Annotated in this window: 23 protein-coding genes; 8 read left to right on the top strand and 15 right to left on the bottom strand. The window is 56.8% G+C overall.

The features are described from left to right. Positions 1 to 21: 21 nt before the first annotated feature. Positions 22 to 1,017 carry a phosphoesterase gene (locus OHL19_RS08290; protein WP_263357172.1) on the bottom strand — a complete coding sequence of 332 codons (996 nt, stop codon included), beginning with the start codon at positions 1,015 to 1,017 and terminating at the stop codon, positions 22 to 24. Between the two features lie 368 nt (positions 1,018 to 1,385). Here OHL19_RS08290 and OHL19_RS08285 point away from each other — a divergent pair, with 368 nt between their 5' ends. The 5 genes from OHL19_RS08285 to OHL19_RS08265 are packed head-to-tail and all read left to right on the top strand — an operon-like array spanning position 1,386 to position 8,322. Next, positions 1,386 to 2,576: a CPBP family intramembrane glutamic endopeptidase gene (locus OHL19_RS08285; RefSeq protein ID WP_263357171.1), complete on the top strand. Its 1,191-nt coding sequence runs from the start codon at positions 1,386 to 1,388 to the stop codon at positions 2,574 to 2,576. A 48-nt stretch (positions 2,577 to 2,624) separates the two neighbouring features. After that, positions 2,625 to 5,198 carry a penicillin acylase family protein gene (locus tag OHL19_RS08280; RefSeq protein WP_263357170.1) on the top strand — a complete coding sequence of 858 codons (2,574 nt, stop codon included), beginning with the start codon at positions 2,625 to 2,627 and terminating at the stop codon, positions 5,196 to 5,198. Next, complete coding sequence (locus tag OHL19_RS08275) at positions 5,198 to 7,060, top strand: hypothetical protein (protein ID WP_263357169.1); 1,863 nt, start codon at positions 5,198 to 5,200, stop codon at positions 7,058 to 7,060. The genes OHL19_RS08280 and OHL19_RS08275 overlap by 1 nt, the downstream gene beginning before the upstream one ends. Further along, positions 7,060 to 7,953, top strand: coding sequence for a polyprenyl synthetase family protein (locus OHL19_RS08270; RefSeq protein ID WP_263357168.1), 894 nt, complete (start codon positions 7,060 to 7,062; stop codon positions 7,951 to 7,953). Before OHL19_RS08275 ends, OHL19_RS08270 begins: the two co-directional genes overlap by 1 nt. Positions 7,954 to 7,959: 6 nt before the next feature. Then, a complete protein-coding gene (locus OHL19_RS08265; protein WP_263357167.1) occupies positions 7,960 to 8,322 on the top strand; it encodes a metal-sulfur cluster assembly factor in 363 nt (120 codons plus the stop codon). Positions 8,323 to 8,377: 55 nt separating this feature from the next. On the opposite strand, the gene OHL19_RS08260 is transcribed toward OHL19_RS08265, so the two are convergent. From OHL19_RS08260 to OHL19_RS08250, 3 genes are all read right to left on the bottom strand, one after another. Beyond that, positions 8,378 to 9,529 (bottom strand): acyltransferase family protein, encoded by a 1,152-nt coding sequence (locus OHL19_RS08260; RefSeq protein ID WP_263357166.1) that lies wholly within the window; start codon positions 9,527 to 9,529, stop codon positions 8,378 to 8,380. A gap of 232 nt (positions 9,530 to 9,761) precedes the next feature. Further along, the gene (locus OHL19_RS08255; protein WP_263357165.1) at positions 9,762 to 10,097 is read right to left on the bottom strand and encodes a hypothetical protein; all 336 of its coding nucleotides are present in this window, start codon (positions 10,095 to 10,097) and stop codon (positions 9,762 to 9,764) included. A 39-nt stretch (positions 10,098 to 10,136) separates the two neighbouring features. Further along, positions 10,137 to 10,391 (bottom strand): hypothetical protein, encoded by a 255-nt coding sequence (locus OHL19_RS08250; RefSeq protein WP_263357164.1) that lies wholly within the window; start codon positions 10,389 to 10,391, stop codon positions 10,137 to 10,139. Positions 10,392 to 10,625: 234 nt separating this feature from the next. On the opposite strand from OHL19_RS08250, the gene OHL19_RS08245 reads away from it, so the two are divergent. Next, positions 10,626 to 11,339, top strand: coding sequence for a phosphopantetheine-binding protein (locus tag OHL19_RS08245; protein ID WP_263357163.1), 714 nt, complete (start codon positions 10,626 to 10,628; stop codon positions 11,337 to 11,339). 86 nt (positions 11,340 to 11,425) lie between these two features. Here the strand turns inward: OHL19_RS08245 and atpC are convergent, their stop codons facing one another. The 9 genes from atpC to hfq all read right to left on the bottom strand — a co-directional run bounded on the left by atpC (position 11,426) and on the right by hfq (position 20,259). Continuing rightward, a complete protein-coding gene (gene atpC / locus OHL19_RS08240; RefSeq protein WP_263357162.1) occupies positions 11,426 to 11,878 on the bottom strand; it encodes an ATP synthase F1 subunit epsilon in 453 nt (150 codons plus the stop codon). A gap of 81 nt (positions 11,879 to 11,959) precedes the next feature. After that, positions 11,960 to 13,402: a F0F1 ATP synthase subunit beta gene (gene atpD, locus OHL19_RS08235; RefSeq protein ID WP_263357161.1), complete on the bottom strand. Its 1,443-nt coding sequence runs from the start codon at positions 13,400 to 13,402 to the stop codon at positions 11,960 to 11,962. 54 nt (positions 13,403 to 13,456) lie between these two features. Continuing rightward, the gene (locus tag OHL19_RS08230; RefSeq protein ID WP_263357160.1) at positions 13,457 to 14,542 is read right to left on the bottom strand and encodes a F0F1 ATP synthase subunit gamma; all 1,086 of its coding nucleotides are present in this window, start codon (positions 14,540 to 14,542) and stop codon (positions 13,457 to 13,459) included. Positions 14,543 to 14,658: 116 nt separating this feature from the next. Continuing rightward, entirely contained in the window at positions 14,659 to 16,194 is a 1,536-nt protein-coding gene (atpA, locus tag OHL19_RS08225) for a F0F1 ATP synthase subunit alpha (protein ID WP_263357159.1), read from the bottom strand. 69 nt (positions 16,195 to 16,263) lie between these two features. Continuing rightward, positions 16,264 to 16,800, bottom strand: a complete 537-nt coding sequence (gene atpH, locus OHL19_RS08220) for an ATP synthase F1 subunit delta (protein ID WP_263357158.1) — start codon at positions 16,798 to 16,800, stop codon at positions 16,264 to 16,266. Continuing rightward, positions 16,800 to 17,507 carry an ATP synthase F0 subunit B gene (locus tag OHL19_RS08215; protein WP_263357157.1) on the bottom strand — a complete coding sequence of 236 codons (708 nt, stop codon included), beginning with the start codon at positions 17,505 to 17,507 and terminating at the stop codon, positions 16,800 to 16,802. The genes atpH and OHL19_RS08215 overlap by 1 nt, the downstream gene beginning before the upstream one ends. Positions 17,508 to 17,551: 44 nt before the next feature. Then, complete coding sequence (locus tag OHL19_RS08210; RefSeq protein ID WP_263357156.1) at positions 17,552 to 18,010, bottom strand: F0F1 ATP synthase subunit B family protein; 459 nt, start codon at positions 18,008 to 18,010, stop codon at positions 17,552 to 17,554. Positions 18,011 to 18,377: 367 nt separating this feature from the next. Then, positions 18,378 to 19,841 carry a GTPase HflX gene (gene hflX / locus OHL19_RS08205; protein ID WP_396126747.1) on the bottom strand — a complete coding sequence of 488 codons (1,464 nt, stop codon included), beginning with the start codon at positions 19,839 to 19,841 and terminating at the stop codon, positions 18,378 to 18,380. Between the two features lie 76 nt (positions 19,842 to 19,917). After that, entirely contained in the window at positions 19,918 to 20,259 is a 342-nt protein-coding gene (gene hfq, locus OHL19_RS08200) for an RNA chaperone Hfq (protein ID WP_263357154.1), read from the bottom strand. Between the two features lie 492 nt (positions 20,260 to 20,751). On the opposite strand from hfq, the gene OHL19_RS08195 reads away from it, so the two are divergent. Then, the gene (locus OHL19_RS08195; RefSeq protein WP_263357153.1) at positions 20,752 to 21,885 is read left to right on the top strand and encodes a DegT/DnrJ/EryC1/StrS family aminotransferase; all 1,134 of its coding nucleotides are present in this window, start codon (positions 20,752 to 20,754) and stop codon (positions 21,883 to 21,885) included. A gap of 91 nt (positions 21,886 to 21,976) precedes the next feature. On the opposite strand, the gene OHL19_RS08190 is transcribed toward OHL19_RS08195, so the two are convergent. Further along, positions 21,977 to 23,272, bottom strand: coding sequence for an SH3 domain-containing protein (locus OHL19_RS08190; RefSeq protein ID WP_263357152.1), 1,296 nt, complete (start codon positions 23,270 to 23,272; stop codon positions 21,977 to 21,979). A gap of 272 nt (positions 23,273 to 23,544) precedes the next feature. Beyond that, positions 23,545 to 24,708 carry a beta-propeller fold lactonase family protein gene (locus OHL19_RS08185; protein ID WP_263357151.1) on the bottom strand — a complete coding sequence of 388 codons (1,164 nt, stop codon included), beginning with the start codon at positions 24,706 to 24,708 and terminating at the stop codon, positions 23,545 to 23,547. 240 nt (positions 24,709 to 24,948) lie between these two features. Here OHL19_RS08185 and OHL19_RS08180 point away from each other — a divergent pair, with 240 nt between their 5' ends. Next, positions 24,949 to 25,995, top strand: coding sequence for a M28 family peptidase (locus tag OHL19_RS08180; protein ID WP_263357150.1), 1,047 nt, complete (start codon positions 24,949 to 24,951; stop codon positions 25,993 to 25,995). Positions 25,996 to 26,010 lie beyond the last annotated feature (15 nt).

The raw sequence follows: 26,010 nt of genomic DNA, 5'->3' as shown, positions 1-26,010 counted from the left end.
GAAAAACTAGAAGTACGAAAACTAAGCCCCGGGAAAAGGATCCCGCGCCCGCAACTCGGCAACAATTACCTTGGCCGCCTCACGTGCCTCGTCCGTGCGATCCGGCGAAAAACTGATCGCCCCGACCCGCGCGTGACCACCGCCGCCATACCGCTCGCAAACCTTGGCCAGGTTCACCATCTCATCCGGATTAGCTTTGGTCCACGGATTTGATCCGACGGCAACCTTCGTCCGGAAGCTCGACTTCGACAGCCCAATCGAGTAAGTTGCCTGCGGAAAGAGATAGTACGGAATGAACTTGTTGAAGCCTTCCAGCAAGTGGTCAGAGATATCGAAAAAGATCGTTCCATCGTGATATTCGCTTCGCTCCCGAATCAGCGCGATTGCCTTCTCATGCTGCTCCAACAGCGGCGGCAACAGCTTTGCCACGAACGGCTGCTCCAGTACCTCGGCCAACGGAATCTCAGTCAACAGCGGAATCAGCTTCGGAATAAACTCCGGGTCTTGTGTAGCCTCGATGATCAAAGTCAGCTTCATCGCCGGAGCAGCCATCTCTACCGCCGATTCAGCGCTCTCATACAGCGCGCCGTCCACGATATTGGCCCAGTGGATCAGCTCGGCTACGGGAGCCGTGTTGAAGCCGAACTTTGTCTCCCCGATATGCGCCAGGTAGCTGGTGCAGGAGGTGTAGGTCGGGTCAAAAAACTTCCGGTTTGCACAAAGAGCATCCTGCTGGCAGGCCAGAAAGTTTTCATGATCGGCGGGACTTAGAAAGGCCGACAAATGATGATCGAACCACCATGTAATTTTTGGCGAAGACGAGTATTTGAAATCAACAATCGCGTTCTCGTCGCCGGTAAAATCAGCCTCATTGAATAACGCGCCAGCCCGGTGAACGAGGCCGTGGTACTCGTAATCGGCATCCGCCGTAACGCACTCGCGATGAAACCGAGTAAAGAGCGAAGCGGAGCAGGCTCCGTCAAAGCATTTGTCGTGATAGAAAACGCGAACCCGCAAGTATCTTGCTCCCAGAGCTGATTTCCGGCTACCCGCAGCGAAGATACCGTGCAATAGCCGAAGTGTCTAGCATCAGCGTCTAACGCTGCCATGTCAAGCGGCAGCCGAAACCGGTATTGGATGAGTTTGGGACAATTGTGCTTCTACGCAGAACGGGAGAAGCAGATTCCCTTCGGGAATGACAGACAGAACGGCAAGAACAAAGTCCAGCGGACGGGCTCGAACAAAGTTCAGAACTTTTGATACTGTATGCAAACTGACCCATTACCCCGAAACTGAACATTGGCGATCACTTTAACGTAGGGTAGGCTGAGACTGGATCTATCACCATATCGATCACTATAGAGATGCTTCCTCAAGGACAATTGATGACTCCTCAGGACGAATTTCAGGCACTGCAAACACCGCCAGAACCACCGCCCATCCCACAATTCGCACAGGCGGCAGCATCTCCGGAACCTGCGGAAACCCGCTTCCTGAAGTGGGTAGTCCTCGGCGAAAACGGGCTGCGCGTCGGCTGGTCAGTTGCTCTTTTTCTCGTGCTGGCCTTTCTTGGCATGGGGCTTTTCGGCGCTGTGGCCATGCTGTTTGCGCAAAAGTTCTTCAATATAAATCCACGCCACCTCACCGCCACTAGCACGATCTACGTCGAAGCTATCCAGTTACTCGGCCTGCTTGCCGCAGCCGCGGTAGCCGCCCTCAACGAGCGTCGCCGCATCCTGGACTACAACCTCACCGGCCCGAACCGCGTGCGCCACTTCTTCACCGGCCTCGTTGGGGGCTTTGCCGCCCTATCCGCGCTTGTTCTTGCACTTCACGCCGGGGGATGGCTGCATTTTGGTCCTGTCTCGCTTAGCGGAGCAACTATCCTTCAGTTCGGAGCACTATGGGGTATCGGCTTTCTGCTCACCGGCCTTGGCGAAGAAGGAATGACCCGGTGCTACATGCTCTTCACCCTCGCCCGCGGTATTAACTACTGGTGGGCGTTCGGCACAGTCTCCTGCTTCAGCCTTTTCGCATACCTCAATCCTCAGAGCAACGGGTCCGGAGGCGTCTATCTCATGGCCGCTCTCGGCGTGCTTCCTTGCCTCCTGCTGCACCTGAAGAAATCGCCCTCTGCCGGTTTTTGGGAGTCTGCATGGCTCACATCCACCTTCTTTGGCTACATGCACACCTTCAACGCCGGGGAATCCTGGATCGGCATCTTTTCCGCCGCGGGCATTGGATTTGTCTTCTGCGTAAGCGTCCGCCTCACCGGTTCAGCGTGGTGGGCAATCGGCTTCCATGCTGCATGGGATTGGGCACAGACCTTCTTCTATGGCACGGCAGACAGCGGCATGAGGCCCTCGGGACATTACCTCACCACCATCCCATCCGGATTGGATTTCTGGAGCGGCGGCAACGCCGGACCTGAAGGCAGCATCCTGATTGTGCCTGTCATTCTGCTGACCCTTTTAGCTCTTGTCCTCTTCTATCGTCGCAGCCGATCCCAGAAAGGTTCAGAAAGCAGCACTGGCTCCGAAACTCCTTCCCCTGCAGCGCAGCCCCAGCTATCCTAATCAAGCTGTCCATATCGGTTTTGGTTCTTGCATAAGGATGTACTAAGCATGCCTAAAGGCTGGTTGCGTCGTTTGCTTTGGTCTCTCGCAGGACTTGTCATCGTTGTCCTGCTGGCGGTCGGCGCTGGATTTGTCTGGGTGCATGTCGCGATGACGGATTCTCTTCCTGTCATCGATGGCACGCTCAAAGTCACCGGCCTCGGCGCGCCCGTGATCATTCGCCGCGATGCCCACGGCACTCCGCATATTCAGGCCGCCAGCATTGACGATCTATTGCTTGCCCAGGGCTACGTTACTGCGCAGGACCGCCTGTGGCAGATGGACATCCTGCGCCGCAACTCTGCCGGGGATCTGGCCGAAATTCTCGGCAGCACGCTCCTCGATCACGACAGAACACAGCGCGTCCTCCAGTTTCGCAACGTCGCCCAGCGCGTCTACAACAGCCTGCCTGACGCGGACCGCCATCGCACCGAACAATACGCGCGCGGCGTCAATCTTTTCATCCAGCAGAATCAGGATCACCTGCCAGCGGAGTTCCGGTTCCTTCACTACAAGCCCCACCCGTGGACTGGCGTGGACTCCATCCTGATCGGCCTGAACATGGTGCAGATACTGGACAGCCATTGGGATGTGAAACTCAGCCGCGAACAAATCTCCGAGCATCTGCATAATCCAAAGCTCGAAGCCGACCTGTATCCCGTAGGCTCGTGGCGCGATCAGCCTCCCACTGCAGCGGTCGCCGACATGACCCAGCCTCACCCGGCTCCGTCCTCCACGGAAGATGAAGAGACGGATCAGACACAGGCCAAGGCGCAGATCAAGACACAGGCTAAAGCGCATGGGGAACGAGACCGGGCGCCCCAGATCTCGTCGCTCCTGGGACTTGAAACGAATTCATCCGTGCCACCACACGAAGACGTACATGAAGGCCTGCACGAAGACTCAAGCGTCCTGCGCCAACTGCTGGGCCTGCCATCCTGCGAAGGCTGCACCCCCGGCTCCAACAACTGGGTCATTGCCGGTAAACATACCGCCAGCGGAAAGCCTCTGCTCTCCAATGACATGCATCTCGGTCTTACCGTCCCTAATATCTGGTACATGGCCGACCTTAGCGCCCCTGGTCTTCACGTCGCCGGAGTCACCCTGCCCGGTATGCCCCTGGTCATCGCCGGACACAACGAACATGTTGCCTGGGGCTTCACCGCGCTTTACGCCGACGTGCAGGACCTCTATGTCGAAAAGCTCGACGGCAAGGGCAACTACGCAGGCAGCGATGGCAAGTGGCTTCCACTCACCCACGCCCATGAGGTCATCCATGTCCGCTTCGGCAAAGACGTTCCTGTAGACATTGAACTCACGCCCCACGGCCCGCTTCTCAATCCTTTGTTCAGGCGCGAAAAACGCCCCATCGCCCTGCACTGGACGCTCTACGACCCTGCCGTGGCAGGCATCCCGCTCTACGAAATCAACACTGCCGCCAACTGGCAGCAGTTCTCTGCCGCTCTCGGAGCCTGGTGCTGGCCCACGCAAAACGTCGTCTATGCGGACGACGCAGGACACATCGCCTACCACGCAATCGGCAAAGTTCCACTACGCCCCGGCGGTCTGACTGGCACCCCTATCCAATTTTCAGCAGACACCAAACAGCACGAGTGGCAGGGCTACATTCCCTTCGATGAAATGCCTTTTGCCTATGATCCTCCATCCGGTCTGCTCGCCACGGCCAACTCCCGTGTAACGCCCAACGACACCAAGTTTCCTCTCACATTGGAATGGCCGGATCCTTACCGTGCGGAGCGCATCTACATGGACCTGCGTGGACGCGACAAGCTCACTCGCGAAGATATGCTGGCCGTCCAGACCGATATCTACAGCGAAGTCGACCAGGAGCTGGCCCACCGCTTCGCCTATGCCATTGACCACACCGATGGAGTCGATGCGCGTCTCAGGCAGGCCGCCGACTTACTGCGCAGTTGGGATGGCCGTATGTCGACTGACTCCGCAGCAGCGTCCATTCTTCCTCTCACCCGCGAGGCCTTCTGGCCGCTTATCCTTCAGCCCAAACTCGGCAGCGACGCCGAAGATTACCATTGGTCGGAATCCAACTTCGCCGAAGAAGAAATCATTATGCACGGCGCAACGTCCCCCAGCGACGCTGCGGGAGCAGTCTCCACCAACGAATGGCTGCCATCCAACTATAAAAACTGGGACGCGCTCCTGACCGACGCTGTGCGCAAAGGCCTCGATCGCGGCCATGCGCCCACAGATCTCTCTCACTGGAACTACGGTTCCTGGCACGTCGTCGATCTGGAGCACCCTCTTTTCGGCGTGATTCCGCTTATCAAAAACTGGTCCGGCACAGGTGAGCAACCCCTGAGCGGCGGCGGCAATACAATCAAGCAAGTCGGCCGCGCCTTCGGGCCCAGCCAACGCTTTACCATGGACTGGAGCGCGCCTGACGCCTCAACCGAAAACATTGTGCTCGGCGAAAGCGGCAATGCCGCCAGCCCCTGGTTCCGCGATCAATGGGGCATCTGGTACAACGGAACAACCTTTCCGCTGCCCTTCTCCACGTCTGCGGTTGCCTCTCAGACTACCCATACTCTCCAACTGGTGCCGTAGTGAACGAAGAAACACCTCTCAAATATCAGACCGCCGCATCCAGATTTCGCAGCTTCGCCGAACTGCACAACATAGCGGGCTGCGCTCTCATCCTCTTCGCGGCGGTGCTCGCCTCCGGTCCGCGTTTCCTCCGCGGCGTCTCGTGCGGACATGACTTCAACTTCCACCTCCTTTCGTGGATGGAAGTGCAGACAAGCTGGAGCCAGGGCGTTCTCTATCCGCATTGGGCGCAAAGCCCGAACTGGGGTGCTGGCGAGGCACGCTTTCTCTTCTATCCGCCGATCAGTTGGATAACCGGCGCAATTCTCGGCTATGCCACCAACTGGCAAATCGTCCCGGCTGTGTTCACTTTCCTTTGCCTCACCGCCACCGGATTCGCGACTCGAGCGCTGGCCCGCGAATTTCTGCCTGACAATGCTTCAACCCTGGCCGGAATGCTCGCCACAGCCACGCCTTACACGCTCTTCACCGGCTACGAACGAACTGCCTTCAGCGAACTGGCAGCCGCTGCGCTCATCCCGCTATTGCTGCTTTTCGCCCTGCGAAGAAACATTACCCCGGCAAACCTTATCCCGGCAAACCGCGAATCCGGTGTCACAAACAGGAAATCCCGTGTGCTCGATGGCTCAGCCGATGGTTCAACTGCTCCTCTGGCCCTTGTCCTCGCTGTCACCTGGCTAACCAACGCGCCCGCCGGAGTCATGGCCAGCTACCTGCTTGCTTTTGTCGCTTTGGCAGCCGCCATCCTGCATCGCTCCTGGTGGCCTGTCCTGCGAGCACTTTTCGCAGTCCTCATCGGACTTCCACTTGCGGCCTTCTACCTCATTCCAGCGGCCTATGAACAACGCTGGGTCGCCATCCAGCAGGTCCTCGACATCGGCATGAGAGTCCGGGACAGTTGGCTCTTCGCCCATCACAGCTCTCCCGATCTCCTTTTCCACGATCAGGTTCTCCACTCCGCATCGATCATTGTCGTCCTTACCGTGGTCCTTGCTGTCATCGGCTTTGGCATCGCCTACAGGCGCGGCAAGCTGCCCCAAAACCGCCGCAGCATCTGGATTCCCCTCGCCCTGCTGATCCCCGTGGTCTTCCTGCTGCAATTCCCCATCTCGTCTTACCTCTGGAACCTGCCCCGTCTCCAATTCCTCCAGTTCCCGTGGCGCTGGCTCATGGCTCTCGACGCGCCGCTGGCCATCTTCCTGGCCGCCATGCTGCCGCTCAGCACACGCCGGGCACGAGCCTTGTCACTGCTTGCAGTCACAGCCACAGTGCTGCTCTTTACTGCGGGCGCAACCCATTTCTTCTTTCAGCCATGCGACGATGAAGATCAGGTCCAGAGCCAGGTCGATGTTTTCCACGCGGGCACCGGCGTCGAAGGCACTGACGAATATGCTGCCCTTGGCAGTGACAACTCACTGGTCGCAGCCGGTCTGCCCCAGGCCTGCCTGGTATCCGACCCAACCCGCGATCTTGGCGTAGGCGATAAAGATACCGACCCTGTCTGGTACCCCGAGCAAGGCTCCTGCGACGACGTTTATACCGCCAGCCTCTGGCAAAACGAACACAAGCAATTCCAGATCAACAGCGATCATGAGGGTTTCGTCGTCCTCCGCCTGCGCCGCTATCCAGCCTGGCAGATCACCGTGAACGGCAAACAACCGGAACTGAGCTCAATTCATCCACGCGAAGACGGCCTCATCGCCGTTCCCGTCACTGCCGGTCCATCCAGCATCGATGTCCAATGGAGCACCACACCGGATGTACGCCTGGGCCGCTGGGTAAGCCTCTGCGCGCTGCTACTCCTGATCGCCTTGTGGATCACAGAGCGGCGCACCAGAGCAGTTCGTTTATCATTGCTGTAATGTTTGTAGTCGATGTGAAGTCCCTTATCCGCGAAGGCGCCGAGCTCACAGACCAGTCTCTGGAGGCTTTAATCCCGTCTGCCTCCACTATTCCCGTTTCGATTCACGGCGCGATGCGCCACTCCACCTTTGCCGGCGGCAAACGCCTGCGCCCTGTGCTCGCCATCCAGGCCGCTGTCGCTATCGCAGGCACTGTCCCATCGGGCATCGGCAGGCTGGGCGCGGCCTTGGAAATGCTGCACACCTACTCGCTCATCCACGACGATCTGCCCGCTCTCGATAACGACGACCTGCGCCGTGGGCAGCCCACCTGCCACGTTGTCTTCGGTGAAGCCATCGCCATTCTCACCGGAGATGCACTCCAGACCCAGGCTTACGAAATTCTCGCCGGTCTCGATTGCCCTCCCGCATCGACAGTCGAAATCATTCGCCTCATCGCCCAGGCCACCGGCACCATTGACGGCATGATCGGCGGCCAGGTACTCGACCTCGAAGGCGAACACCAGAAACCTACCCCCGAGCTCGTCGAAGCCATCCACCGCGCCAAGACCGGAGCCCTCATTCGTGTAAGCGTCGTCGCTGGCGGCATCTTTGCCGGAGCTACCCCTGACCAGGTCGCCCGTCTCGATACCTTCGGACGCAAAGCCGGTCTAGCTTTCCAGATCGTCGACGATGTTCTCGATGTCACCCAGGATTCTGCCCAGCTCGGCAAGACTGCGGGCAAAGACCTCGCCAGCGATAAAGCCACCTGGCCAGCCGTTTTCGGCCTCGAACAAAGCCTTAAAGACGCCGACCGCCTCATCAGTGAAGGCTTTGCCGCACTGGAGCCCTTTGGCGAAAAAGCCGAGGGATTGAAGGCCATAGCCCGCTTCCTTGTCGAACGCAAAAACTAAACACAAATGAAGCGAGCCCCAGCCGTGCGTCTCTCCCCTAAACCCCTCACCGAGGATGACATCTTCACCGCACTCCGCGACTGCTTCGACCCCGAAGTAAAGCTCAATCTCGTCGATCTTGGCCTGATTTACTCTGTCGCCGTCGAGCCTGACCCAAATTCCACACCAGCCTTGCCTCGCCAGCGTGTCAAAGTTCAGATGACGCTGACCACGCCGCAGTGCCCAGCCAGCGGCCTCATCTTTGAGCAGGTCAATAATCGCCTGGCAAGTATGCAGCAAATCAGCAAGGTTGAAGTAGATCTGGTCTGGGAGCCCAAATGGACTCCGCACAAGATCAGCCCTGATGGGCGAAAGCAGCTTGGGATTTAAGGCATCAGAATTTAAGGCATCCGGAAACGGAAGAATGCTTTACGGCAGGGGTCGCCTAACTACTGGTTCCGACAAGGGACACAGGAGGCTTCTTCTTTGCGGAAAGGCGCCGTCCGAGCTGAATGGATGGGTTCTCGACCAGTAGATAAAAGATCCAGCCCACGATCAGCGAAACAACAATAACCATTGCGCACAACAGGTTGTAGCCGAGTTTGCCATAGAAGAGATGGAAGAGTGATGCGAGCACGATGATGTGAACCAGGTAGAGGCTGAAGGAGATGCGGCCCAGCCACGCGAACAGAGGGATCGAAAGCACCCGGTTCAGGAACGGAACGTTCACGCACAGGCAGATGATCAGGACTGCCTTGAGACCTTTGACGATATCGGAGCGCGTGTCCATAAACTGGAACGCCAGAGTCAGCATGATGAGCGCAAGAATTGGATGGAGATTCGCGATGCGCCGATGAATGGCTTCCATATGATTACGTGCCAGAATGCCCGCGACAAAGAACGGCACGTAGTAGCAAAAGTTTTCCAGCGCTTCGACAAGATTGCGGTTGTACTGTGGGGGATAGTTTCCGCCACGCGTAACCAGCCATGAGAAAAAAAACTGGATTATCAGAGCTGCGACGACAGCAATCCATGTCCTGCCTTTTACCAGAAAATAGAGAAGAGGAAAGACCAGCGAGATGCGTAACTCGACGACCAGACTCCAAAGGACGTTGTCCAGCGAAGAGTCCGTTTGCGAGCCTGTCATGAGAATGTGCCTGAAAACCAGCCCGGGCGTCAGCGGCTCCATCCACATAGTGGTGTTGAACCATCGATTCAGTTCTGGGATTGGTTGCGGTGAGACGAGAAGATACATAGCTGCCGCAAACAGCACAGCGGCGATACATGGAATCATCAACCGACACAGGCGGCGCACCAGATAGATGCCGTAGTGGAAGTTCTTTTCGATCGAGATGCTCAGGGCAAATCCGCTGAGCACGAAGAAGAGGATGACCGCGAAATGGCCTTCCAACACGTAGCGCAACGGGACGTGTTGAAAGATCGCGTGTAACCGCCCGTTATGCGGATTTCCTTCGAGCGCAAGATTCAGGTGAAACAAGACAACTGCCAAGGCTGCTAGGCCGCGTAGCGAATCGAGCGCAATGATGCGCGGCTTCCCTGTCGCTGTAGTGGAGGGTAAACCACGCAGTAAGGTCAAGCTCATCTCCAACGGACAATACTGTCCAGGGTTGTCCAGGAAGAGGCAGCTCTGTCGGCAGTTCGGGCGATACCGCGACCCGCATCGAGCTTCATTATTCCATCAATAGAGAATGAGGAACAAGCCGCGCGGGCCGATGCGGAGGGCAAGGCTCCGTAATGAAATCGATGAAATTCATGAGCGGCAGCCCCATGAGCCGCAGCCCCAAGGTTCTCCGGATGGGCCCTCTTGGCTATCGGTGAAGGATGCTCTTTAAACGCTGCCCCTGGATGGAGGCTTCCTGTATGTATCTCTCGGCCTCGTCCAGAAAGAACTGGGCCTGCGCAAGGTAGCCAGGCAGGCGGTTCCACCAGCCTTCGATGACGGCTGGCTCTTCAAGCAGCGCGAGGGCGGTTCCAGCGGCAGCTATGGCAAGGCCGGCTTTCTTGTGACCGGTAATCATGAGCGCGCCTCCGGCTACGATGGTGCCGGCAGCGACATAGTTTGTCCAACCCTGCTGAGCGGGTGCTGCGGAACCGGCGGTTAGAAGCTCTGTCGAATCTATGTGGGAAATCGGAATCGCGACCATACACTCTCCTCAAGGCTTTGATGCAAGATGGAAGCTGCGTTAATCCAGGTCGAACTCGCGCAAGGGTTTTCCTGCGGGAGCATCCTTTGCCTTTCGCAAGGCATCCGCAAACTTCTTCTCGAACAAATCGTCCTTGTTCTTCTCTGCTTCCATAGACTGCCGGAAGATCGAGTCCCGGCGCTCATCCTGCTCCTGCATAGCCTTCGCAGCAGCCGCCAGATCCTCAAACGTCCGTTTGCGCGGCGCAGGCGTATGGCTGATCACCGCACCCGTCTCCACATCAATGCGCATCATCGTCCCACAATCAGGACAAGCAACTTCCAGCACCGAATTGGAATCCTTAGCGGCCATTTCTAAATAAAATTGTAGGTGTATTGCCTGCCCCGTGTCGCATAACTTTGATCATTTTCTCGATTACTTGTTATATGCCTGATTACTACCGCGTCCACAATCGCGCTTTAGGCCATAAACAACATACGACGCTAAAATCATTGGAACCCGTTCATATCAAAGGGGCATCAACACAATATGGGACTGGACTCGGTCGAACTCGTAATGCGCATCGAAGAAGAGTTCGGCATTGATCTCCCCGACGCCGAATTGAGTTCAATCAGAACGGTGGGCGACCTCTATCGCCTCGTCATGACCAAGATGCAAACAGGCCCATCCACCCGCATCAGCCGGGCTTTTTACAGCCTGCGCCGTGCCATGATGGCGTGCCTCGGCCTGCCCCGCAACGCAATCCACCCCATCACCAAACTTGCACCTTTACTGCCCAAACCCACGCGGATCGCGGCCTGGAAAAGCCTCGCGGAAGTCAGCCAACTCGAGTTTCCCAAACTGCGCCATCCCCGCTGGGCCAGGGACACAATCCGCGTTCTCACCGCTGCAGCTGCTATCGCGTTCTTCGCCTTTATGGTGAGCTGGACTCATCCCTGGGGCCTGCTCTGGCTCCCGCTGCTGGGTGTCACAGCCGTTGTAGCATTCGTGGTTTTCAGTGGTGTTTACGCTGCGACATCGTTCCTGGCTCGCGAACTCCCCGTCCGCAAAGTTGGAGAACTGGCCGAGGTTCTTCTAGGCATGAATCTGATGAGATTCGATGCTGACAGCAAAATCACTCAACCCCTGAGTACACAGGACATCTGGCAGCGCCTCGTCTATATTTTCTGCGACCAGACGGCACTCAATTGGGAAGAGATCACCCCGGAATCCCGCATCGCCGAAGACCTGGGCATCGACTGAAAAAGACGGAGTCGAGTGAAAAATATAAGGCCTCCACCGAGACGGCAGAGGCCCTGTCTTGATTCATTTCTACCCGCTGCTAGTAACTATTTACCCGCACTCTGAACACTGGCCAACTTGGCTTCAGCTTCGTTGATTACCCGCTCAGCCTCGGTATATTTCTCTTCGCTATCGCCAGCCTGGTTCCAAAGCTCCTGGCCTCGTGAAAGCTGTTCCTTGGCGCGCGTCGCGTCAATGTCCGAAGGCAGAATCGCGTCGTTTGCCAGAATCGTAACCCGGTCCGGCAATACTTCCACGAAACCCCAGCTCACGTTATAACGATCCGACTTACCCCTCTTGTCCGCGTCAGGAGCGGTGTTTTCTCCTGCACCGTGCAGCGTCACATCGCCCGCACCCAGCTCAGCCAGCAACGGAGCCGCTCCGTAGAGCACCTCCATGTAGCCGGTCTTCGCAGGCAGTTCGACCGCGTCCGCATACTGCTCCAGCAGAATACGCTCAGGCGTTACCAGCCGTACCCGTAATTTACTTTCTTCCGCCATATCACTTTCTCCGGTCAACGACTGTAAGCTGGGTGTCCACATCTCGTTTCTGAGATATGGACTATCCCTTCGCCCAACAGCTTAAGCCGACGCCTTCATCTTCTCTGCGGTTTCAAGCACTTCTTCAATGGCGCCCTTCATGTAGAAGGCCTGTTCCGGCACATCATCATGCTTGCCCTCGATGATCTCCTTGAACGAGCGCACCGTGTCCGCAATCTTGCAATAGCGGCCGGGGATGCCGGTAAACTGCTCGGCCACATGGAACGGCTGCGACAGGAACTTCTGCACCTTACGAGCGCGCATAACAGTGATCTTGTCTTCATCGCTCAACTCGTCGATGCCGAGAATCGCGATGATGTCCTGCAGATCCTTGTAGCGCTGCAGAATGCGCTTCACGCCCTGCGCCACATCGTAATGTTCCTGCCCGACAATGCGCGCAGAGAGGATACGCGAGCTCGACCCCAGGGGATCGACAGCGGGATAAATACCCAGCTCCGAAAGAGGACGGCTCAACACGGTCGTCGCATCCAGGTGAGCAAAGGTCGTCGCCGGAGCAGGATCGGTCAAATCGTCAGCGGGCACGTAAACAGCCTGCACGGACGTGACGGAACCCTTCTTCGTCGAAGTGATACGCTCTTGCAACTCGCCCATTTCCGTAGCAAGGTTCGGCTGGTATCCGACGGCGGAAGGCATACGGCCTAGTAGCGTCGAGACTTCAGAACCGGCCTGCGTAAAGCGGAAGATGTTGTCGATGAACAGCAGCGTGTCCGCACCCTCTTCGTCGCGGAAATGCTCAGCGACGGTCAGGGCAGTAAGCGCCACTCGCAGACGCGCTCCTGGCGGCTCAGTCATCTGGCCGTAGATCAATGCGGCCTTGGACTTCGCGGGATCACCTGGAGTGATAACGCCCGACTCGGACATTTCCAGCCAGAGATCGTTACCCTCACGGGTACGCTCTCCAACGCCGGCAAATACCGAGAAACCACCGTGGTTCTTCGCCACGTTGTTGATAAGCTCCATGATAACGACCGTCTTGCCGACGCCCGCACCACCGAAGAGGCCGATCTTGCCGCCCTTCAAAAATGGCTGGATGAGATCGATGACCTTGATGCCCGTCTCGAACATCTCTTCCTGAGTCGACTGCTCGTCAAACGCGGGAGCAGCGCGATGAATCGGCATGCGCTTCTTCTCGCCTACGGGACCGAGCTCGTCCACCGGCTCGCCAATCACGTTGAGCACCCGGCCGAGCGTCTCGCGGCCCACTGGAGCCGTAATCTGGTTGCCCAGATCGAGCGCGTTCATGCCGCGAACCATGCCGTCCGTAGCTGTCATGGCGACCGTACGCACACGGCCCTCGCCAAGATGCTGCTGCACCTCCAGGATCACGTCAATCGGAGTCGGGACAGTGAAGCCTTCGCTCGTCACGCGCAACGCCTGGTAGATCGGCGGCATGTTCACTTCTTCAAACTGCACGTCCACCGCGGGACCGGAAATCTGAATTACCTTGCCAATGTTCTTCGCCATAATCTGCCTTCCAAAAATCTTCTCTCGTCCACATCCGAGACATGGGCCTGAAACTTAAACCGCCGCAGCCCCGCTCACAATCTCGATAATTTCCTTGGTAATTGCCGCCTGGCGCAACCGATTCATCTGCAACGTATACGAATCGATCATCTCACTCGCATTGTTCGTTGCCGAATCCATTGCCGTCATTCGCGCTGCATGTTCTGCCGCCACGGATTCCGCCAATGCATGAAACAGCATCGCGGAAATATACTGCGGCAACAAACCGTTGAACAATTCTTCCGGGGACTCGTCATAGATGTAGTCCACGTCTGCCGTACCAAACTTTTTGGCTTCCGCGTCCTTCTCTTTCGTGTCCTCTTCTTCAAGCGAAATGCCCGAAGTCATCGCGGCATGTGCAGCCTGCTCGCGCTCTTCCTTCGACGGTTCAATCGAAGCGGCAATGTCACGCATGCCAATCTCGATCAGTGGCAGCAACCGCTCCGTAACCACGCGCTGCTGGATGACCGATTTGAACTCGTTGTACACGATGTAGCAGGCGTCAATCTCTTCGCGCACATAGCGCCGAATCACATCCTGCGCCAGTTCGAAGACGCTGTTCACGCTCAGCTTTTCCAACATGCCGACATGATCGCCTACAACTTCAATGCCGCCCTTGCGCTCACGAACCTTCTCCGTGATGTTCGCGCCATCTGCGGGATTTTCAACCTGCTTCTCACTGTAAACAGCCGCAGGATAACGCCGTTTGAACGCATCCGTAGCCTTGCGTCCGATCGACTCTACATCGATTTCCTTACCGTCGTTGCCCGCGATATAGAGATGAGCCGCTTTGAGAATATTTCCGTTGAACGCACCGGCAAATCCACGATCACCGCTGACCACAATCACCAGCACCCGTTTTTCCGGTCGCGAAATAAACAGCGGATGACGAATAATTCCCGTCTCAGGGTCAATGATTTCAATGCGCCGAATCAATGACTCGAGCACGCTCGTAATCATCTGCGCATACGGTCGTGCCGCCATCGCCCGCGCCTGCGCGCGACGCAGCCGGGCCGCCGAAACCATCTTCATGGCCTTGGTGATCTGCCGCGTGCTCTTCACACTGCGAATGCGCCGTCTTAGATCGAGTACACTTGCCATCGCCTAATCCAATCCCACTTCACTTGGGTTGATGGGTACGGGCTGAAGCCCGTACATAAATCCACCACAACAATCCACCTCAACCAGAGGGGCCTTAGCCCCCGAGGCTATCAATCCTACGATTTCTTCTTGTCTAAGAGCGTGGCCTTGAAGTTTTCCGAATACTCCTTCAACGCATCATGCAACCGCTTTTTGATGTCGTCATCGAGCTGCTTCTTCTTTTCAAGATCGCTCATCAACGCGCTTTGCGCAGACTCAAGATAGCTGTATAGCCCATCCTCAAATGCGCGAATGTCGGTGACTGCAAACTGATCCAGATAACCTTGTGTACCGGCAAACAAAATCACCACCTGCTGAGGCCAGGTCAGCGGCTGGAACTGGGGCTGCTTCAGCAGTTCAGTCAAGCGCTGTCCACGGCTCAACTGCTTCTGCGTCAGTGGATCGAGATCTGAACCAAACTGCGCAAATGCGGCCAATTCGCGATACTGCGCCAGATCCAGCTTCAGCGTCGAACCAACCTGCTTCACGGCCTTGATCGCCGCGGAGAATCCAACGCGGCTGACCGACAGGCCCACGTTTACCGCCGGGCGGATACCCGAGTTGAACAGATCTGTTTCAAGGAAGATCTGACCGTCCGTAATCGAAATCACATTGGTCGGGATGTACGCCGAAACGTCGCCCGCCTGCGTCTCAACAACCGGCAGAGCTGTAAGTGAACCAGCTCCATTCTTCTCACTCATCTTCGCCGAACGCTCCAGCAGACGCGAGTGGAGATAGAACACGTCGCCCGGATACGCTTCGCGGCCTGGAGGACGGCGCAGCAGCAATGAGATTTCGCGATAAGCCATTGCGTGCTTCGAGAGATCGTCGTAAATCACCAGCGCATGCCGACCCGAATCACGGAAGAACTCGCCCATCGCCGTCGCCGCATAGGGAGCCAGATACAGCAGTGGGGCAGGTTCGGAAGCCGATGCAGCCACGATGATCGTGTGTCCCATCGCGCCAGCTTCGGTCAGTGTCTGCACAACCTGGGCAATCGAAGACCGCTTCTGACCGATCGCGCAATAAATGCAGATCAGGTTGTTCTTTGCCGAGTTGATAATCGTGTCGAGAACTACGGCCGTCTTACCCGTCTGGCGGTCGCCAATGATCAGCTCGCGCTGTCCACGGCCAATCGGAATCATAGCGTCAATCGCCTTGATACCCGTCGCCATTGGCTCACGCACCGGCTCGCGGTCAATGATGCCAGGAGCCAGTCGCTCTACCGGCAACGTGTCCTTGGTCGCAATCGGTCCCTTGCCGTCGATCGGCGCACCGAGAGCATTCACCACGCGGCCAATCATCGCCTCACCCACGGGAACATTAAGAATCTTCCCTGTGCGCTTGACCTCGTTGCCTTCGGATAACTCCGTGTAATCGCCCAAAAGGACCGCGCCGACCTGGTCCTCTTCAAGGCTCATCGCCAGTCCGGCAATGCCATGCGGAAAAGCCAGCAGCTCGCCAGCCATAACCTTGTCCAGGCCGTGAATGCGGGCGATACCATCGCCAAGCGAAATGATGGTGCCAACCTCATCGACTTTTACTTTCGAGTCGTAATTCGCGATTTGGTCGCGGAGGATCTGCGAAATTTCGTCTGCTTTGATCTGAGCCATGCCTGCTCTTCCTGTTCTTTCCGTATTTCCAATTCTTAAACTTGTCGCCCGAGAAATTCCGGGAGGAAATTACTTACTCAACTCTTCCTTCAACCGCTCAACCCGTCCGAGCATAGAGCCGTCATACACTGTCGAACCAATCCGCACTACGACCCCGCCAAGAATCGACTCATCCAACTTGAAGGTCGCCTCGACTTGGCCCTTTGCCAACTCTGCCACATACTTCAACAGCGATTCCTTATCCTCAGCAGTCAGCTTGCGCGCAGTTGTAATCTCCGCCTGATGAATCCCAAGCCGCAACTGCAATTCCCGGTGATACTCCGCTACCACATCATGAATCGCGCCGATGCGGTCGTTGTGAATCAATACCGCCAGCAGATTTCGCACTTGCGGAGCCAAGTGAAGATGGCCCTTCATCTTGTCCAGCGCAGCAATTTTCTGCTCAGCCGGAACCGAAGGATCCTCGAATACTTCGCGCAACTCGGCACTCTCGTCCCAGGTCGCCAGAAAATCCTTCAACTGCTTATCAACATCGGCAACGTCAAGATGGAACTCAGCGACCACATCCGCAAAAGCCTTCGCATAGCGTGAAACAAAGAGCGTCATTAGTTCTGTCCTCTCTTGCCATGCTTGCCTGTAACATCATGCGCAAACTCAGCAATCAGCGCTCGATCCGTCTCGGCATTCAGCGTCAACTGGCTCAACGCGCGATCCACCGCCAGGTCCGCTGCAAACTGCCGCAGTCCCCGCTGCGCCTGCACGCCAGCCATCACTATCTCCTGCTCGGCGGCTGCCACAATGCGCGCGCTTTCTTCCTCAATGGAAGATTTGATCCGCACTTCGTCGTTCTTGATATCCGCCTCAACCTGCTTGCGAATCGAGTCGATTTCCGCGTCCAACCCGGACAGCCTCGTCTCAACCTCGCTCAGGCGGCGGTTTGCGTCTTCCGTCATCGACTTTGCCACTTCGAGATCAAAACCCAGCTTGGCAGTGCGCTTCTTCAAAATTCTGGGCACGATCTTGATGAGAGGAATGGCAATCGCCAACACCAGAATGCCAAAGTTGATGTATTCAAAGCCTTTGGCCGTCGTCTCCAGATCGGTGTGGAGCGTCTTCGAAACCCAGAGTACAGTAGCCGAATGTCGGTATTGCTGAATGTCGATCGCTTCTTCTTTCTTTTCCTGTCTCGCGACGAAACCTTCGTGAGGCTTTGCATCCGTCGAAGCAGGCTGAATTTCAGAAGCGGGAGCCGGGTCCCCTTGGGCCAACAATGCCGCCGGAGCAGCCAGCACTCCGAAAGAAAGGCCAATCAACAACATCCAATGGGAAGCGCAACGGGAAAATGACTTGACGTGAATCAACGGGTACCCCCGGCAGTCGCCGGCATCACCGCACGTACCACCTGTTCAGCCAACTGGTCTGCACCGGCCATCAGTGTCTTGCGAGAACCAGCAGCCTCGTCTTCCAGGCCAAGTTTGGCTTCCAGCACATGCTGGGCAGCCGCCTTGCGGGCTTTGTCCAACGCGAGATCGCGTTCCTGCGACCATTGCTGCAACCGCTGTTCGCGAACCCGGAACACATCCGCACGCGCGTGGCGCAGTTTATCGCCATACTCGGCGGTTTTCGCTTCTGCTGCGGCAATTGCCTTATGCGCCTCTTCGACAGCGCCAGTGGTGCGCGCCCGGCGCTCGGCCAGTGTCTTCGAGAGCGGTCCCTGCACGAGGAACTGATAGGCCAGCACGAGCAGAATGAAAAGCACCAGTGTAGGCACAGATCCGAGCAGTAAGTGGCCGACTTGATTGATGATTTCTTGCATGATGGTATGAAACTTCTGTCCCTTGAATTGTGCCGCGTGTGTGAGGGACACTCTTTTGTAACAGGGGCATAGCCCTCTGTCAACGAATCCGGAAGAGTTACTTCCCGGATGAGAGTGACTTCCGTCGATTGGGATGCTGCTGGCGAAAGATTTGTGTTGCGATTTATGTTGCAACGACGGCAAACGGGCTTAAACTCAGCCTATCACCTCGACCCGGTTCAGGGTCCAGCGGGCTGTAGTCCTACGGAAGCTTCTCCACTCCCAAGGGCTACAGCTCACCTTATTTCTGAAAGAAAATAGAAGCTTAAAGCACCCAACAAATTCCCATGAATTTCAGGAAACCAGCTCATCCCTGCTGGACCAAGCCCTATTCTCCGCTCCCGATTTCCTGCTTCTCCAACCCCTGCCTTATCCGTGCCACCAGCGACGCCGGTCCACGCACTGACAGGTGCACAGTCTCGCCCTCAAACGACCGCTGACTGATCACCATCCCCGCCTCAATTGCCGCCAGGGCCGCGCCATCCGCCTGCGGCACCACAAGTTCGGCATCGACCAGCGGATCTGCCACCAGGGCATCGTCGATCGCTTTGAGCAATCCTTCCAGCCCATCGCCGGTGTATGCCGAGACGGTCACGATTCCTCGGTGCTCCAGCCCTGCGCGCTCTTCAGCAGTGAGCAGATCGATCTTGTTCAACACTTCGATACGTGGCTTGTTCAGCACTTCCAACTCACCCAAAACCTTTTCCACCTGGGATTTCTGCTCGTCCCCGTATGGCGAAGCCGCATCGCGAATATGCAGCAGAACCTCGGCTCGCTCAACCTCTTCCAGCGTCGCGCGGAAGCTCGTCACCAGCGTATGCGGCAGATTGCGAATAAAACCTACCGTGTCCGAAAGCAGAATCCTCCTCCGGCTCGGCAGCTCCAACGCGCGCAGCTTGGGGTCCAGAGTCGCAAACATTCGCGAAGAAGCCAGCACGCCCGCGCCCGTCAACCGGTTGAACAAGGTGCTCTTGCCCGCGTTCGTATAGCCCACCAGGGCAACCGTCGGCACCGGCGCTGACTCCCGCCGCTGCCGCTGTTGCCGTCGAATCCTGCGAACCGAATCCAGCTCACCACGCAGATGCACCAGCCGCTTTTGAATCGCACGGCGGTCCGTCTCCAGCTTGGTTTCACCCGGTCCGCGTGTGCCAATGCCGCCGCCTAGCTGGGACATCGACTTTCCACGTCCGGCAAGCCGTGGGAGCATGTACTCAAGCTGCGCCAGCTCGACCTGCAACTGCCCTTCGCGGGTTCGTGCATGCCGGGCAAAAATATCGAGGATCAACTGTGTCCGGTCCAGCACCGCACATGGCAACGCGTCTTCAAGATTGCGCAACTGTGTCGGCGAAAGATTGTGATCGAACAACACCAGGTCGGCGTTGTTCGCGGCAGCAATACCGGCAATCTCTTCCACTTTGCCCGCACCGATCAGAGTCGCCGGATCAGGCCTGCTGCGCCGTTGTAACGTGCGTCCTACCACGATCGCCCCGGCACTCTCTACCAGTTCAGAGAACTCCGCCAGCGAAGCATCCACGTTAAGATCCGTCGAGATGCCCAGAGCAGAATCGGAAAGTGCTGGATCGGAAAGTACCAGTGAATCGGAGCCGGTCTCCAACTCATTACTGAACTCGTGAGTGGATTCGGCGGTCAGGCGCGAAGCCGCCTTCGCACCCTCAGCTCCAGGGCGGCGGACCTTGCTGTGGCTGGACAAATCCACGCCTACGAGCACCGCCCGCTCCTGCCGCTGGCGGGACGAGGAAGGAATAGAGTCGCGACCATCGCGGTATGACACGGAACGCCCCTCGGCAAAGCCTGAAGCATCCGTGCCATTCCCAAATGTGTCGTTCCTCAAATCGTGACTGCGATCTTTACGAATGATTTGCCTGGGGATTGGCTGCCGACGCACCACCACCTGTCGCGGGCGCACCCACGCTGGAGGCTGGAGTCAACGGCGCACCAGGCCCTTGCCCTGGCGCCCGATGTTCCGGCGTATGCAGCACACTACGGTTGCTGACAACTGTAGAAATGGCGTGCTTGAAGATCAACTGCTCCTGGCTGTTGTTCTCGAGCAACACCGAATACTTGTCGAAAGAACGAATCTTACCGGTTAACTTGACGCCGCTCACCAGATAAATCGTGATCGGTGTCTTGTCCTTCCGAACGGTGTTCAGGAATGTATCCTGAATGTTTTGTGCCGGCTTGTTATCCATGTGCCGATCTCCTGCTTTCTTGTTTTCAAAGTCTGTTCATATTTTCTGGAGACAGTTCGACAGGAGTTGCCGCCCAGTGTTGAAATCCAAACCTGAAGCTCAGGCTGACGCTGGTGCAGAGTTCCCTTCCTGACTGTTGCCGTCCCCGCTGCTGCAAACCGGTCACCGCATGCAATTCAAATCGCTTTTGGTTTCCGCAATCTACCAAATCACACTATAGGGGCTAACACGTTGTTTCAACAAAGATTCACATCCATGTGAGATTTCATTGCTTATCGTTTGACCGACTTTCATCGCATCAAACCGGAACCTGCTATCGCATGAGATGCGCTCACCCTTCCATTGGACGCGTTTCGAGTTTCAATGGGAAGTTGATACCATAACTGAGTGGCGACCTCGAACAGCAAACAGACAGATTCCACCGCAACCGCAGTATCGGCAGACACAAAAACCGCGGCCCCAGGCCATGTAATCCCAGTCCAGGCGGTCCCGATGCTCGATTTGTCCCGCCAGTACACTCCTATCCACGACGAACTTCTCGCCGCAATGGGCCACGTGCTGGAAACAAGACAATTCATTCTCGGCAATCCCGTAGCAAATTTCGAGGCTGCGGCAGCGGAGCATCTTGGAGTCAGCCATGCTGTCGGCTGTTCTTCCGGAACGGATGCCCTCTGGTTGGCTTTAGCTGCAGCAAATATTGGACCGGGCACTGCCGTCATCACCACACCTTTCAGCTTCTTCGCCTCTGTCAGTTCTATCTTGCGCGCCGGCGCTACTCCTTTGCTGTCCGATATTGATCCGGTTTCCTTCAATTTGGATCCAGATCGCGCAGAAAATCTACTTCAACAGTCTCAGGCAGTGCCCGTCCGCGCCCTGCTGCCGGTCCACCTCTACGGCCAGTGTGCGCCATGGTCCGCCTTCGCCGCTCTGGGCAAAACCTACGAGCTCGCGTTGATTGAAGACGCAGCCCAGGCATGGGGCGCTCGCTCTGACGGAGAACGCGCCGGAGCCCTCGGCGACTTGGCTGCCTTCAGCTTCTATCCCACCAAGAACCTGAGTGCTGCCGGGGATGCGGGCATGGTCACAACCAACAATCCAGAGTTGGCCGAACGCCTCAAAATGCTGCGCCAGCATGGAATGCGCGAACGCTACCATCATGACGAAGTCGGCTGGAATGCGCGCATGGATGGCTTCCAAGGCGCAATCCTGCAGGTAAAACTCAAATACATTTCAGAGTGGAACGAGAAGCGCCATCAGGCCGCTGCCCGCTATCACGAACTCTTTGCAGCTGCCGGACTGGCAGAATCGGGCATCTATCCCAAAAACGGCGTGATTCTTCCCAGGGAACTCTCGGGCAGCCATCACGTCTGGCATCAGTACGTCATCCGCACCCCACGCCGCGACGAACTGCGGGATTTCCTGACCGCCCAACAGATTGGCAGCGAGATTTACTATCCCGTTCCGCTGCACCGGCAAAAAGCGCTGGAGTCGCTCGGCTATGCCGAAGGCAGTTTCCCCGAAGCCGAACGCGCCGCGAAAGAAGTTCTCGCACTCCCCATCTTCCCCGAAATTCGCCCGGACGAGCAGGAGCGCGTAGTCTCCGCAATCGCTGAATTCCTCAGTTAGAGCGCCTTTCCAGCAATCGGCATAAGAAATTCCACAACGAACATAACTGCCCGATCTTCTATGAAGGATCGGGCAGTTATGTCTTTGTGGCCTATCGTTTCTTCTTTTTCTTGGCGGTATTAGCCTTGGCAGGGTTATCCGAAGCGTGCGTAAGAATAATCGGCGCCTGATCCGCACCGGTTCGCTTCACCATATTTCCCTCCAGACGAAACGCAATCGTACGCGGATTTGCTGGGCGCGCTACGCCAGTATCGGCATCAATAGTGACATCCGCACCACTGGCAATCTGGAAGCTGAAGACCGGCACAGAAACGCCACTGGCCATCTCCTGAGAAAACTTGATCGGGAAATATCCCTGGATTCCATGCAGCCGAAACGCCGTCTCATAACGATGATGATTCAGGCTCCATGTGAAGACGCGCACCTGATCAAAGTCATATGGCAGCCCGTTACGGGGAGGCGTCAACACCGTAAGGTACTCCGTAATCTCTTTTTGAACCAGGGCGTCGGCAGTATCGGGAGTGTCGGTCTTATCTTCTGAATGACCAGCCGATGAATGACCAGCCGATTTATGTGCAGATTTACGTCTGCTGCGGCTCTCATCCTTGATTCCGGACGCGCTTACATAGTCTGTAACTTTGGCCAGCGGATACGCGCCAACCATGCGCTGCCCTTCGGCGTAAGCGCCCACCTCGTCAGGAATATCCACATCTACACGATTGGCGAGTAACCAACCGGTATGGCCCTGTTTATCGCGAACCAGCCACCAGTCCTCCATCGGCACCGGCGCTGGCGCAGGAGCCGTAACAGGCGCAGGTGTATCCGTAGCGGCAGGAGCAGCGGCAACGATCGGTTTAGCAGCATTCGGCTGGCTGCTGGGGCTCTTCTGGTCCTTACCGGTCGGCGATGAAACCGATGCAGTTTTGGGCTTGGCAGCAGGCACCGGCGCAGCGCCCTGCGTTCTGGGGACGGTTCCTCGCGCCAGCAACTGGACCTGTGTGCTGCCTGCAATCAACAGAAAATGCGGCGTCTCCCGCCCCGGAACCACATGCAGATAGAGTTCATCGCGAAGCTGCCCCGTGGATACAACGGGGTCTTTCTCATGATTTTTGTCGAGATCCTGGAACTGTTGATAGAGTTTGTCATCGATGACTGAGTGCTCCTCAAGCCAGCCGATCTGGCCCTTGGAAGTCTTCACTTTCAGGAACCTCCGGCCATGCTCCACAACCTCAAGCGCCTCACCATTGGTGACCAGAGCGACGCGATTCGAAACCGCTGCCACGCGGTCACGAAGATAGACCTGGCGCGCAGCGACGTACACATATTCATGCGTTATATGGCGGAAATGCGTACAACCTGAAAGGAAGAAAATCGCGGGCAAAAACACGAGTACCAGCCTCTGAACCGACCCGGCTGGGCGCGACTGGAGAGGACTCAACAATGAGAAAAACCTGTGCACGAGAGACCGCAATCTGACCTGAGGATAACATCGCCGCGCAGGAAGCAGACGTGTAGGAAGCAGAGAAGAGGCGTCCCGGGGATTAGTCGGGACGCCTCTTTTATTTTATTCAGGTGTTTCATTCCCGTATTCAATTCTGGAAGATCGTGTCGATCTTTACTTCGGCTCGAACCGGCAATCAGCCGTTCCCAGGAAGCAGCTTAGTGCGAGACTGCGATGGAGTTGGAAAGTGAAGGATTGGTGCTCGCCGTCGAATTCGTGTTTGCAACATCCAGGGAGCCTAGGCTCGTGGCGTCAAAGGAATAGACCCAAAGATTGGGATTGTTGCCATTGCCTATCGACAGCAGATAGCTCTTGGTGCTGTCCTCCACTAGCCCCAGCGGCGATTTTGCTGTGCCGTAGGGCGAATCCGTCAGAGCAGTCAACGCACCCGCACTCAACGAAAAACCGCTGATTGTATTGTTAGTGTTGTTGCTCACGTAGACATAAGTCCCGGAAAGGTCGGCCAGAATGGCGGAAGGAACTTTGCCGACCGGATAATCCGTTTCGGGGCTGGAGATTGAGGCGAGCGTTAACTTGCGTAAATCGTCCGCGCTGTTATTCGTAGACGACTCGGCAAGGAACAGGTAGGTGGAAGTGGTGTCAAAAGCAACCGCATTGGTCGAAGTGCCGGGGTAAGTTTTGCTGGAATTCAGGAGAATGCCATTCCGCGTGTTGCCCCACGGATTGCTATTGGCGGCATTAAAAGCCCAGACGTTTGTGCCGCCTGTTCCGAGTGCAACGGCGACCGAACCATTGGCAGGCGAGATAGCCAGTCCCGCAGGCGTCGCGCTGCTGAGTGTGACCGCGGCAGGAGTATTCGTCGTGGGGATTCCGGATGTCGGATCGACCGGCAATGCATCCAGCTCCGTACTATTGTTATTGGCGATCAGCAGCCACGAGCTGGTGGAGTCCACCGCCAAAGCCTGCGGAAACGATGGCCCCTGGTAAACGATTGTGGAGTTGTTCCCCTCAGTCAGCACACCGCCGGAAGCGATGGTGTACATGAACACACCAAGATTGGTGGCGACATACAGAAAAGCATTATTCGGCGCCACCACCACAGAAGTAGGCACAGCAGGCAGCGAGATAGGGCTGCCGCTAACTGCGGCCAGAACACCGCTGGTCAAGGTATATGCCGAGAGAGTTCCTCCCACGCCGCCGCTGCCAATGTTCGTCACATACACGTAGGTTGACGAGCCTGTGGGGGTGGTACCGCCCGTCACCGGGTAAAAGAACTCTCCGCAGCCCGTCAACAATACTGCTCCCCCCACTGCTAAAACTGCCACCAGCCGCCGAAAGCCGAATCCAATCCCTTGCATCATCGGTGTTGCTCCTCAATCAATTCTGCGCGCTCCAGAGCCAGTGGAACCGGGCGCACGATGCGAATCCAATTTCTTTGCCTGACTTCTGCGGCCAAAGCTTTCTGCCAGTGCTTGCCGTGTAAGTCGCCGCGCAGGTTCAAGCGTAGCGCATTGTAGACATGTGGCGGACAAAACCCTCTTGAAATCTGACGCAACACCGGCGCCAAACGCTTGCCCGAATCAAGGATTTACAATCCCCAGATGCGCTTACGACTCATGATTCTCAGCCTTTTGCTCCTCTCTTTGCCTGTCCAGCCGGCTCTCGCCAGGAAAGGTGAAAAGGCTCCCCAAGCGGCGGAAATATGCACTACATGTGTACATGCCGATCTCAATTTTCTGGCCAGCGATGAGCTTCATGGGCGGGGCTCCGGCACTCGCGATGAGCATTTGGCCGCGCTTTACGCCGCCTCACTCTTCCAGTCATTTGGCCTTGAGCCTGCGGGAAATGTCCCTTCGGAGGGGGGAGGTTACATTCAGCGGGCGCCGCTGCCAAATCCCTTTCCCAAAGGACTGGAGGCTCACCTCAAGCGCAATGGGTTTGACCAGAACCAGCGCACCGATACCTGGAATGCGCTCGCTCTCCTGCGCGGAACCGACTCAGGTGCGGCTCCTGAGCCGGTGAAAGAAGTGATCCTGCTGACGGCCCATCTGGATCACCTGGGACTGGGCAATCCGGTCAACGGCGACTCCATTTACAACGGCGCGGACGACGATGCATCCGGGACGACGGCGGTGCTCGAACTGGCGCGCGCGCTCAGCCACGGACCCCGGCCTAAACGATCAATTCTGTTTGTGCTCTTTGGTTCTGAGGAACTGGGCGGCTACGGCAATCAATACTTCCTTGAACATTCGCCCGTGCCGCTCACGCAGATTGTAACCAACCTGGAGTTTGAAATGATCGGTCGCCCCGATCCTGCGCTGCATACGAAAACGCTTTGGCTAACGGGCTACGAACGCTCCAACCTGGGGCCCATGCTGGCCCAGCATGGGGCGGCAATCTCTGCCGATCCACACCCCAAGGAACAGTTCTTTCAGCGCTCAGATAACTTTGCCCTGGCGAAAAAAGGCATTGTCGCACAGACCGTCTCCAGCTATGGTCTGCATACCGACTATCACCAGCCGAGCGATGAAATTTCCAGGATCGATTTCGACTTTCTCACTCACTCAATCGGCTCGATGATCAATCCGGTGCTCTGGCTTGCGAACGCGGATTGGCATCCAGAATGGAATGCCGGCGGCAAGCCATGAGCACCTGTTCATGAT

This window comes from Acidicapsa ligni (genome assembly GCF_025685655.1).
GTDB lineage: Bacteria > Acidobacteriota > Terriglobia > Terriglobales > Acidobacteriaceae > Acidicapsa > Acidicapsa ligni.
The sequence above is the reverse complement of the archived record's forward strand: the minus strand, read 5'-3'. Positions and strand labels throughout refer to the sequence as shown.

Excerpts from the sequence above, each read along its gene's own strand:
- OHL19_RS08285 (WP_263357171.1), top strand. The coding sequence starts at position 1,386 with ATGACTCCTCAGGACGAATTTCAGGCACTGCAAACACCGCCAGAACCA.
- OHL19_RS08280 (WP_263357170.1), top strand. The coding sequence starts at position 2,625 with ATGCCTAAAGGCTGGTTGCGTCGTTTGCTTTGGTCTCTCGCAGGACTT.
- OHL19_RS08270 (WP_263357168.1), top strand. The coding sequence starts at position 7,060 with ATGTTTGTAGTCGATGTGAAGTCCCTTATCCGCGAAGGCGCCGAGCTC.
- OHL19_RS08265 (WP_263357167.1), top strand. The coding sequence starts at position 7,960 with ATGAAGCGAGCCCCAGCCGTGCGTCTCTCCCCTAAACCCCTCACCGAG.
- OHL19_RS08255 (WP_263357165.1), bottom strand. The coding sequence starts at position 10,097 with ATGGTCGCGATTCCGATTTCCCACATAGATTCGACAGAGCTTCTAACC.
- OHL19_RS08250 (WP_263357164.1), bottom strand. The coding sequence starts at position 10,391 with ATGATGCGCATTGATGTGGAGACGGGTGCGGTGATCAGCCATACGCCT.
- OHL19_RS08245 (WP_263357163.1), top strand. The coding sequence starts at position 10,626 with ATGGGACTGGACTCGGTCGAACTCGTAATGCGCATCGAAGAAGAGTTC.
- atpC (WP_263357162.1), bottom strand. The coding sequence starts at position 11,878 with ATGGCGGAAGAAAGTAAATTACGGGTACGGCTGGTAACGCCTGAGCGT.
- atpD (WP_263357161.1), bottom strand. The coding sequence starts at position 13,402 with ATGGCGAAGAACATTGGCAAGGTAATTCAGATTTCCGGTCCCGCGGTG.
- OHL19_RS08230 (WP_263357160.1), bottom strand. The coding sequence starts at position 14,542 with ATGGCAAGTGTACTCGATCTAAGACGGCGCATTCGCAGTGTGAAGAGC.
- atpA (WP_263357159.1), bottom strand. The coding sequence starts at position 16,194 with ATGGCTCAGATCAAAGCAGACGAAATTTCGCAGATCCTCCGCGACCAA.
- atpH (WP_263357158.1), bottom strand. The coding sequence starts at position 16,800 with ATGACGCTCTTTGTTTCACGCTATGCGAAGGCTTTTGCGGATGTGGTC.
- OHL19_RS08210 (WP_263357156.1), bottom strand. The coding sequence starts at position 18,010 with ATGCAAGAAATCATCAATCAAGTCGGCCACTTACTGCTCGGATCTGTG.
- hfq (WP_263357154.1), bottom strand. The coding sequence starts at position 20,259 with ATGGATAACAAGCCGGCACAAAACATTCAGGATACATTCCTGAACACC.
- OHL19_RS08195 (WP_263357153.1), top strand. The coding sequence starts at position 20,752 with ATGCTCGATTTGTCCCGCCAGTACACTCCTATCCACGACGAACTTCTC.
- OHL19_RS08185 (WP_263357151.1), bottom strand. The coding sequence starts at position 24,708 with ATGATGCAAGGGATTGGATTCGGCTTTCGGCGGCTGGTGGCAGTTTTA.
- OHL19_RS08180 (WP_263357150.1), top strand. The coding sequence starts at position 24,949 with ATGCGCTTACGACTCATGATTCTCAGCCTTTTGCTCCTCTCTTTGCCT.